The sequence below is a fragment of the Roseomonas sp. SRI_022 genome (genome assembly GCF_057586215.1).
In genome coordinates this window covers 1-1,248 of record NZ_JBYCZL010000062.1, presented here as the reverse complement: position 1 = coordinate 1,248, position 1,248 = coordinate 1, and the positions used below count along the sequence as shown (strand labels likewise).

The window sequence follows — 1,248 nt, the reverse complement described above, 5'->3', positions numbered from 1 at the left end:
GAACCGGAGCCCGACGATGACGAAGCTTTCCGACACCCAGCGCATCATCCTCAGCCAGGCCAGCCAGCGCGACGACCAGCTGGCAATCCCGCCTGAGCGCCTACCGGCCGCGGCGCGGCAGGCGGTGGCGAAGTCCCTGATCAAGCAGGGCCTCGTCCGCGACGAGCCCGCCAGCGCGTACAACGCGCGGGACGCCTGGCAGATCGACGGGCGACCTCGACTGCTCCGCATCACCGAGGCCGGGCTGCGGGCCATTGGCGTGGAGCCGGAAGGTGACACCGCTGATCAAGCGGCACCGAGCCCGGCCATGGCAGTGCAGGCGCCCTCTGTGTCCGTGGCGGGCCAGGGAGATTCACTGGCGGGGGTTGCGCCTCCGCCGCCCTCGACCAGCGGCGAAGCCGCTCAGGGCCCTCAGCGCCAGCCTGTGAGTCAGCACGGCGGCAACGGCCGCGCGGCGGCCCTGCGGATGGCCGCGGCGGGGGGTGGCGGCAGCCTGGGACGTGCCGGAGCGCACGGGACTGGACGACGCCATCGCCATGCTGCGCGCCGCCCTCGCCTCGAAGCCAGATAGCCCGGTGCGCGAGACGCTCCCATCGCGCCAGCCGCGCAGCGGCACCAAGCAGGAGACGGTGCTCACCCTGCTGCGCCGCGACGAGGGAGCCACCATCGCCCAGGTCATCGACGCCACGGGTTGGCAGCAGCACACCGTCCGGGGCTTCCTCGCCGGCCTCAAGCGCCGAGGTGTCACCGTCGATGTTCTGGAGCGCGTCCGACAGGTCGGGCCCGATAAGCAGGGCGCCAAGGGTTCCTATTCCATCTACCGCATCGCGGTCGCTGCCACCGCGGCGCCGGCCGAGGTCGGCTGATGCGCGTCGGTACACAGGTTCCGCGTCTCGCGGTCGGGCTCACCAGGGTCTCGACCGCCGAGCAGGGCAACAGTGGGCTGGGCCTCGAGGCCCAGCAGGCCAGCATCCGCGCCTTCATCACAACGCAGGGCTGGACGCTGGTCGCGGAGTATTCCGACGTCGCCTCCGGCAAGGACGACCGGCGACCCGGCTTCCAGGCAGCATTGGCCCGCTGCCGGCAGCTGGGCGCGGTGCGGGTGGCGGCGCGGCTGGATCGGATCACCCGCCGCGCGCACACACTGTCCCAGTTGCTGGAGGACGGCGTCTCGATCCGCGCGGCGGACATGCCGAGCGCGGACGACCTGATGCTGCGGATCTACGCAGCCATGGCGCAGAAGGAGCG

Annotated in this window: 3 protein-coding genes; all 3 read left to right on the top strand. The window is 72.1% G+C overall.

The genetic code is table 11. From position 1 onward, the window contains the following. On the top strand, window positions 1-571 hold a 571-nt coding region (locus tag AC2YHJ_RS27855), incomplete at its 5' end, for a hypothetical protein (protein WP_487399448.1). A gap of 4 nt (window positions 572-575) precedes the next feature. Continuing rightward, the gene (locus AC2YHJ_RS27850; RefSeq protein ID WP_487399447.1) at window positions 576-866 is read left to right on the top strand and encodes a DUF3489 domain-containing protein; all 291 of its coding nucleotides are present in this window, start codon (window positions 576-578) and stop codon (window positions 864-866) included. Further along, window positions 866-1,248 (top strand): recombinase family protein (locus AC2YHJ_RS27845; RefSeq protein WP_487399446.1); only part of this gene is annotated, 383 nt, incomplete at its 3' end. The genes AC2YHJ_RS27850 and AC2YHJ_RS27845, both read left to right, overlap by 1 nt.